The organism is Streptomyces sp. NPDC005803 (assembly GCF_040630435.1).
Lineage (GTDB): Bacteria > Actinomycetota > Actinomycetes > Streptomycetales > Streptomycetaceae > Streptomyces.
This window is the reverse complement of the sequence record NZ_JBEXXO010000062.1, coordinates 1-7,232: the sequence shown is the minus strand read 5'-3', so window position 1 is coordinate 7,232 and position 7,232 is coordinate 1. Positions and strand designations below refer to the sequence as shown.

Below are 7,232 nucleotides of genomic sequence, written 5' to 3'. Positions count from 1 at the left end.
TGGAACAACTCCCACAACTCGTCCGGCACCAGACGCTCAACGATCCCCACCATGACTCACAGAATACCGAGTCACCCAAATGAGATGACCTCTTAGGGTGAGAAGGACGTTACGTGCGCGCACCTGGGCGGGCCCCGATGCCGCCACCGTGCCATCCCGGTCGAGCCGAACGCACCACAGCAACAGGGCCGTACCCCAAGCACGGAGCAGCCAACGCCCGTACAGCACGCCAAGCAGCAAGGCGCTCAGCAGGCCTATGGCAGCCATGATTACTGAGGCTGAACTCGTGGTGTCGTAAGGGGTGACGGCTGGCGGGTGGCTGCGGTATCACCGGAGTCATGCGGTATCCACAAGGGGGCGGGTTGACCGCCGAACGACAGCAGTTCCGCGAGGAGTTACGGCTCAAGGCGGCCGAGCGGTTCGCCCTGGGCGAGGGCAGTACCGCGATCGCCAGGGATCTGCGGGTCAGTGTCCGCTCGGTCCAGCGATGGCGTCACGCGTGGGCCGAGGGCGGCCCGCGGTCCCTGCGGTCCCAGGGGCCGGCATCACTGCCAAGGCTGAGCGAGAAGCAGTTCACTCAGCTGGAGGCGGAGCTGGCCAAGGGGCCGGCCGCGCATGGCTGGGAGGACCAGCGCTGGACGTTGAGCCGGGTCCAGACGGTGATCGGCCGACGCTTCCACCTGACGTACACGATCCAGGGCGTGCGGAAGCTGTTGGTGCGCAACGGCTGGTCCTGCCAAGTCCCGGCCCGCAGAGCGATGGAGCGGAACGATGACGCGGTGGCGGGGTGGGTCAAGGAGGCGTGGCCCCGCGCGGAAGGTTAGCGGCGGCCCGTGGAGCCTGGCTGGTCTTCGAGGACGAAGCCGGCTTCTCCATGACGCCGCCGCAGGCGATGACATGGTCGCCACGCGGTCGCACCCCGGTGGTCCGGGTCCGCGGACGTTCCCGCAGACGGATCTCCATAGCCGCGCTGACCTGCTACAAACCCGGGCACCGATCGAGGGATCTACCGGCCCCGCCGCGACGACGGCAACCGTGACGGGCGCAAGAGCTTCTCCTGGCGCGCTTACCGGGACCTGCTGATCGCCGCCCACCACCAACTCGACGGCTCCATCGTCCTGATCTGGGACAACCTCAACGTCCGCAAAGCCGCGGGTCTGCGGGAATTCGCCGAATCCCGCGACTGGCTGACCATCCGCTACCTGCCGCCCTACGCACCCGACCTCAACCCCGTCGAAGGTATCTGGTCACTCCTACGACGCGGATGGCTCTCCAACGTCGCCTTCAGCACCCCGGAACACCTCGTCCAGACCGTCCGGCGCGGCCTGCGGCACATCCAGTACCGCAGCCACCTCGTAGACGGCTGTCTCACCGAGACCGGCCTGACCAGCAGCACGACATCCCGAGTTCAACCTCAGTAGCGGACGGTGAGCCCGAGCGTCTCTTCACAGTCGTGCATAGACTGCTTCTCCTTGTCGCTGTCATGACTGGTTGGGGCGGAAGGAAGACCTTCGGCCGCGGAACCCATGGGCGGCGACGGCGATCGTCCTCCTTCCGCCTCTACGGCGCAACGAGGACGCCGCCGCTCATTGTGGGTGGCCCCCGGCCGGGCCCTGAGGATCAGATCACTTGCGGAGAAATGCGTCGACGTCCGCGGCGAACTCCTTGTGGTACTGGAACAGGAAGCCGTGGGCCGCGTCGGGATAGATCTTGATCTCGGCGTCGGGCAGGAGGCCGGCGAGCAGGTGGGAGTAGCGCGGCAGGATCATGGGGTCGCTGTCGCCGTTCGCGACGAACACCGGCTGGGTGATGGCCGTCAGACGCTCCAGCAGGGAGTGATTGGGTATGCCCCAGTTCGCGACCGCGTCGTACTGCGCAAGTCGGGTGGCCCAGGTCGTCGGGGCGTCGCGGCCCTCGCTGCGCTCGCCGAAGATGCGGCCGAGGACCGCCTGCCCGGCTGTCCGTCCTGCCTCTGTGGGGGTGAAGAAGACACTCAAGTAGCCCTCTGCGGAGGGAGCTTCGGTGCCGACGGCACCGATGACGTCCGGAGCCCAGCCGTGCATTCCCGCTGCGCCCTGAGGCGCCGCAGAGGCCAGAACGATCCGGTTGACCAGGTCAGGACGGAGCAGAGTGATCTCCTGGGCGACGAAACTGCCGATGGAGAATCCCAGCAGGTCCACGCGTGACAGGCCGAGCGCTGCGATGAAGTCGACGGCGTCCTCGGCCATGGCGGCGATCGTGTGCGGGGTGTTGCCCGTCGTTGCAGCGACACCTCTGTTGTCGAATGTGACGACCCGTCGCCTCTGTGCGAGCGCGTCCACCAGTGCGGGATCCCAGTTGTCCAGGTTCCCGCGGAAGTGCTGGAGGAGCACCAGCGGCGCTGCGTCGGTGTCCGTTCCGACACTGCGATATGCGTAGGTGATACCGGTGACGGCTTCTACGGTGAGTGTTTCGACGGTGGAGTAGGAACTCACGGAATTCTCCTCATGGCATGGTCGATCGGAAACACGTGCATGCCCGGGATGTCCACGCGTCCGCCGCTGTCCGTGTGTGGATCGGAAGGACGGATGAACATGCGGAGCGACGGCAGGGGGAAGGGTGATGCCGCTGTCGGCAATCCGGCTCGCGGACCGAGAGCAGCGGAAAGAATGTGGGGTGCAGGGCGCCGTAGGACCGGACTGAAGTCGTGCGCGGCTGCGGAGGGGGGCGCTGCCCTGTGGGCCAGGCGGCGAGACCCTTTAGCTTGCCGACCATAATGCAATGCAGTGGGTGGAGCAACCGAACAAGGGCTCACGCCCGGCCCGAGGGGAGCGTCATGCGTTACGCGAAGGAACACAAGTCCGCGACCCGGCAGCGGATCGTCCGGGTGGCCGCGCAGCGATTCAAAACAGGACGGCATCGACGGAGCCGGCGTGGCGATAGCGGACGCGGGGCTGACCAACGGTGCGTTTTACGGGCACTTCGCGTCGAAGGAGGACCTGGTCGCCCACACCATCGCCGATCAGTTCGACAAACAGCAGGAGGAGGTGGACTCCATGCCGTTCGACCGGCGAGGGGGCGAGGAGTTCATCCGCACTACCTGTCGGCCGGCCATCGCGACAACCCCGCTCACGGCTGCCCGTCCGCTGCGCTGCTCGGTGAGATAGGCCGGTGTGCCGACACCACCAGGCAGGTGTACACCGACGGTCTGCTGGATGTGATGGAGGCGATCGCGGTGCGTCTGCCCGCAGAAGGTGGTCAGGTGCCGCGGTCGGCTGTGCTGTCGGTGTTCGCGCTGATGGTGGGGACCGTTCAGCTCTCCCGCGCCTTGACGGACCGGGCGCTGGCGGACGAACTCCTCGGGCGCGCCGTCGCGGACGCGCTCGGCCGCCTGGGGGGTGGCGGCGGTTCTTGACGAGCCGTGAGTGCCCCCAGTCGGCGCGTGTCGGGTGTCCGGCGAGGAGGTGCCGGGTCCTGCTCCGGACGGGCGGATCGAGCGAACGCTCGACGCGCTCGAGCCCGACGGCGCCGGATGGCCGCCCTCAGGTCTCCGCTGATACCCACGCTTGCCTGATATAGTCGTAACGCATACGGTTATGTCGACCGTGTTTCGTCCTCGGAGAGGAACATCAGTGGCGCTGCAGCTTGGAGACCCGGCTCCCGACTTCACGGCCCCGACGGCCGACGGTGAGATCAACTTCCACGAGTGGCTGGGAGACAGCTGGGGGCTTCTCTTCTCCCACCCCGCAGATTTCACGCCGGTGTGCACGACCGAACTCGGCGCCGTCGCCTCCCTCCGGGACGAGTTCGCCAGGCGCGACACGAAGGTGGCAGCCGTGTCGGTCGACAGCGCTGAGGCCCATCGGGCGTGGTCCGACGACATCGCCGAAACACAAGGACACGCCGTCGACTTCCCCATGATCGCGGACGAGGACCGAAAGGTCTCCGAGCTGTACGGAATGATCCATCCCCAGGCTTCCGACACAGCGACAGTGCGCTCCGTGTTCGTCATTGGACCCGACAAGCGGATCAAGCTCACCCTCACGTACCCGGCCAGCACGGGACGCAACTTCGCGGAGATCCTCCGCGTCATCGACTCGCTGCAGCTGACGGCCGAGCACAAGGTCGCCACCCCCGCCGACTGGCAGAGCGGCGAGGATGTCATCATCACGCCGGCGGTCGACGACGCCACCGCCGCCGAGCGCTTCCCCGGCTACCGGACCGTCAAGTCCTACCTGCGGTACACCCCTCAGCCGAGCCGACCCTGAGGCGATCGCCCAGCCGTGCCCTGTCGGCTGACGACACGCCTGCGCACTGACGACTCGACAAGGACACTGCCGTGAACCCCGCCGAGGACGACCGGCAGGCACGCTCCCTTGCCACGCTGCGCGCCTGCGCGACTCGGGCGCAAAGGGGTTTCCGCCCCCGCGTCGGCCCCCGACGCCGACATCGACGCAGCACTTCGCCACATGGCGGAGCGATTGCGGACGGCCGCCGGCATGCTGCTCCTGGCAACTGGCAAACCATCAGGACGCAGACTGCTGGGACTGCCGGAGACCGGAAGCAACATCGACCGCGTCCCAGGACCTCGCGGGCCGGTGACTTTCCGCGACCTGTACGTGCGGCAACTGCTGGTGATACCGACAGGTGAGGACAGCGCACAGCGCACGGAAATTCATCCGGACGACCCGCACCGCCTGCTTTCCTGGAACGCTGCACTGCTCCCCAGATCATGACGGTGAACGAGGTGTCGGACGGCATGCCCGCTTCCGTCCCCGGCGCGGAGGGAAATCGCACAGATCGCTCCTCCTGGCCCGGAGGCGGCATCCCCCTCCGGGGAGGGGGAGAAAACCTCATGCGTCGTCACCGACAGCGGGGCTCAGGGCGACAGCGGAATGTAGCGCGATCCCGGTGACCACGGCCATCTCGTCGAGGACCATGCGGTCGGAGTGGATGGGAGCAGGCTCTGCCACGTCCGGCGGAGCCGCTCCCAACGCGGCGAGGCATCCCGGCACTTGCTGCAGAACGAATGACCAGTCTTCACCGGCCAGCACGGGAGCGGGCATGCGGACGACACGGGAGCCGCCCAGCGTGCGCGCCGCGATGTCCAGAACCTGTTCCGTCAGTTCCGGATCGCTGACAGTGACCGGGTAGCCCATGTCCGGGGCTTGGATCTCGGCGCCGCACAGGTGCGCCGCTGCTACATGGTCCGCGACGCGGCGCACCCCCTGCACAATGGCCGCCCGGGCCTCTTCGGACACTGCCCGCACGGTCAGCCGCACCGTGACGGACGAGGGAATGACGTTGGCCGTCGTGCCTGCCTGGACGCTGCCCACGGTCAGTACGGCGGGATCGAATGCCGATATACGTCGGGTCATCATGGTCTGCAACGCCAGGACGATCTCACAGGCGACAGGCACAGGGTCGATGGCGGTGTGGGGCATCGAAGCGTGTCCCCCCTGCCCGGTGACCACCACGTCCAGCGTGTCCACGGAGGCCATGTGGGACCCGGACGTGCTGCGATCACCCCGGACGGGAGCGAGGGCATGATGTGCAGGGCGAAAGCGCGGTCCACCGCTCCGTACCGCTCCAGGATTCCTTCCTCGAGCATGACCTTGGCGCCGCCCGCGCCTTCCTCGCCCGGCTGGAACATGAAGATCACGCGCCCGTCGAGTTGATCCCGGCGCGCGGTGAGCAATGTGGCCGCGCCGATCAGCATGGCCGTATGGGCATCGTGCCCGCAGGCATGCATCACGCCCGCCACCCTCGACGCATAGGACAGTCCGGTCCGCTCGGTCAGCGGCAGAGCGTCCATGTCACCACGGAGCAGCGTGGTGGGACCGGGCCGGCCGCTGTCGAGCACGGCGACCACGGAGCTGATCCGAGCGCCAGTGAAAACAGTCAGGGGAAGACGGGCCAGTGCCTTCAGCACGGTCGATTGGGTCGCGGGAAGGTGGAGCCCCAACTCTGGCTGGGCGTGCGACTCCCTGCGCACGGCGACCACCTCGTTCAGCAGCCCTCTGGCGTCGGCCAGAAGACCGCCGTTGCCTGACGTCATTTCAGGACATCCTTCCTGAGCGGCAGATGACGGGCGCATCGCCGGACTGGGTGTGGGAAGCGGAAACCCGCGGATCACCTGCCGGCATCACCGCTGTCTTCGCGGGGGCCGCCGCACACGGCTTTGAGACGGGAAGCGCGGACGGCCCCGTCAAAAGAACAGGCTGCCGGAGTGAAGTGAGCAAATCGTGGTGTGGCATGAAGCTCATCGAATGGCCGACCCGATGCGGTCAGGTGCGGAAAGTACGTCGGGATTCCACCGGCAGGGAACGCGCTCGGGATTCACCGGGCGTAATGCCCCAAGCGCTGACCATCGCCAGGACAGCAGCACCGGTTACCATCCACCAGCCTTTCGCGAACCCTTCCCGCAGGTGGCCGGAGGGAGTGTGCTGGGTGAGGGCGGCGACCAGCAGCGCGACCCCCAGACTCGTTCCGATCTGCTGACTCATGTTCACCACTGCGGAACCGGTGGACGCCGAGGGCGCGGGAAGAGCAGCAGTCGCCGACGCCAGGACGGTGGGCAGGGTCAGTCCCACATCGATCCCGGAGATGATCAGGGGCGGCAGCATCTCGGCCACATAGTGCGGATGCGGGCCGACGCGCAGGGCGAGCAGCACGCTGGGGAGAGCGAACAGAACGCAGCCTGTGACGGCCAGGGCCCTGGCGGAGAGACGCCGCGCCGCGTACTGGGCAAAGGCGGTGGCGACGAGGACGACGAGCGGGCCGGGGGCGACAGCCATTCCTGTGCGCAACGCGCTGTAACCCCAAGCCTGTTGCATCCAGAGGATCATGGCGAGAACGTTCGCGCCGAACGCGACGTTGAACAGCACACTTGTGACGTTGGACCAGGTGAAGATCTTTACCCCCAAGAGGGAGGGAGCGACGAGGGGAAGGGGGTGGCGCAGGGTGCGATGGCGGAAGATGCCCACTCCGGCAACGGTCACCAAGAGCCCCGTGGCAGTATCAGTCGATGCCCAACCCCATGCGGGCCCTTTGGCAAGGGTGAGAGTGAGTGCGCCGATGGTGAGGGCCAGTACGAGTCCACCGACCACGTCGGGGATCCCCCTCAAGACGGCGGAGCGGTGGGGACGGGACAGAAGTCGGGTGCTTGTGGCGAGGGCGAGTGCGCCGATGGGTACGTTGATGAGGAAGACCCATTGCCATGCTGACTGGACGAGCAGGCCGCCGAGGGCTGG

General features: G+C 67.2%; 8 protein-coding genes and 1 pseudogene. 5 read left to right on the top strand and 4 right to left on the bottom strand.

Going from position 1 to position 7,232, the window contains the following annotated elements:
• The first annotated feature begins 338 nt into the window (after positions 1-338).
• The gene (locus ABZ454_RS38550) at positions 339-824 is read left to right on the top strand and encodes a winged helix-turn-helix domain-containing protein (protein WP_359544085.1); all 486 of its coding nucleotides are present in this window, start codon (positions 339-341) and stop codon (positions 822-824) included.
• Between the two features lie 50 nt (positions 825-874).
• Positions 875-1,421, top strand: a pseudogene (locus tag ABZ454_RS38545) (transposase).
• Positions 1,422-1,625: 204 nt separating this feature from the next.
• Here the strand turns inward: ABZ454_RS38545 and ABZ454_RS38540 are convergent.
• Positions 1,626-2,474 carry an alpha/beta hydrolase gene (locus tag ABZ454_RS38540; RefSeq protein ID WP_359544084.1) on the bottom strand — a complete coding sequence of 283 codons (849 nt, stop codon included), beginning with the start codon at positions 2,472-2,474 and terminating at the stop codon, positions 1,626-1,628.
• A gap of 438 nt (positions 2,475-2,912) precedes the next feature.
• On the opposite strand from ABZ454_RS38540, the gene ABZ454_RS38535 reads away from it, so the two are divergent.
• The 3 genes from ABZ454_RS38535 (at position 2,913) to ABZ454_RS38525 (ending at position 4,247) form a co-directional block, all read left to right on the top strand.
• On the top strand, positions 2,913-3,146 hold the full coding sequence (locus ABZ454_RS38535; protein WP_359544083.1) for a hypothetical protein: 234 nt from the start codon (positions 2,913-2,915) through the stop codon (positions 3,144-3,146).
• Between the two features lie 26 nt (positions 3,147-3,172).
• On the top strand, positions 3,173-3,394 hold the full coding sequence (locus ABZ454_RS38530; protein ID WP_359544082.1) for a hypothetical protein: 222 nt from the start codon (positions 3,173-3,175) through the stop codon (positions 3,392-3,394).
• Positions 3,395-3,611: 217 nt separating this feature from the next.
• Positions 3,612-4,247 carry a peroxiredoxin gene (locus ABZ454_RS38525; RefSeq protein WP_359544081.1) on the top strand — a complete coding sequence of 212 codons (636 nt, stop codon included), beginning with the start codon at positions 3,612-3,614 and terminating at the stop codon, positions 4,245-4,247.
• A gap of 585 nt (positions 4,248-4,832) precedes the next feature.
• On the opposite strand, the gene ABZ454_RS38520 is transcribed toward ABZ454_RS38525, so the two are convergent.
• The 3 genes from ABZ454_RS38520 to ABZ454_RS38510 form a co-directional block, all read right to left on the bottom strand.
• Positions 4,833-5,423 (bottom strand): M20/M25/M40 family metallo-hydrolase, encoded by a 591-nt coding sequence (locus ABZ454_RS38520; protein ID WP_359544080.1) that lies wholly within the window; start codon positions 5,421-5,423, stop codon positions 4,833-4,835.
• Positions 5,357-6,037, bottom strand: coding sequence for a M20/M25/M40 family metallo-hydrolase (locus tag ABZ454_RS38515; RefSeq protein WP_359544078.1), 681 nt, complete (start codon positions 6,035-6,037; stop codon positions 5,357-5,359). The genes ABZ454_RS38520 and ABZ454_RS38515 overlap by 67 nt, the downstream gene beginning before the upstream one ends.
• Before the next feature lie 229 nt (positions 6,038-6,266).
• Positions 6,267-7,232 (bottom strand): MFS transporter (locus ABZ454_RS38510; RefSeq protein ID WP_359544077.1); only part of this gene is annotated, 966 nt, incomplete at its 5' end.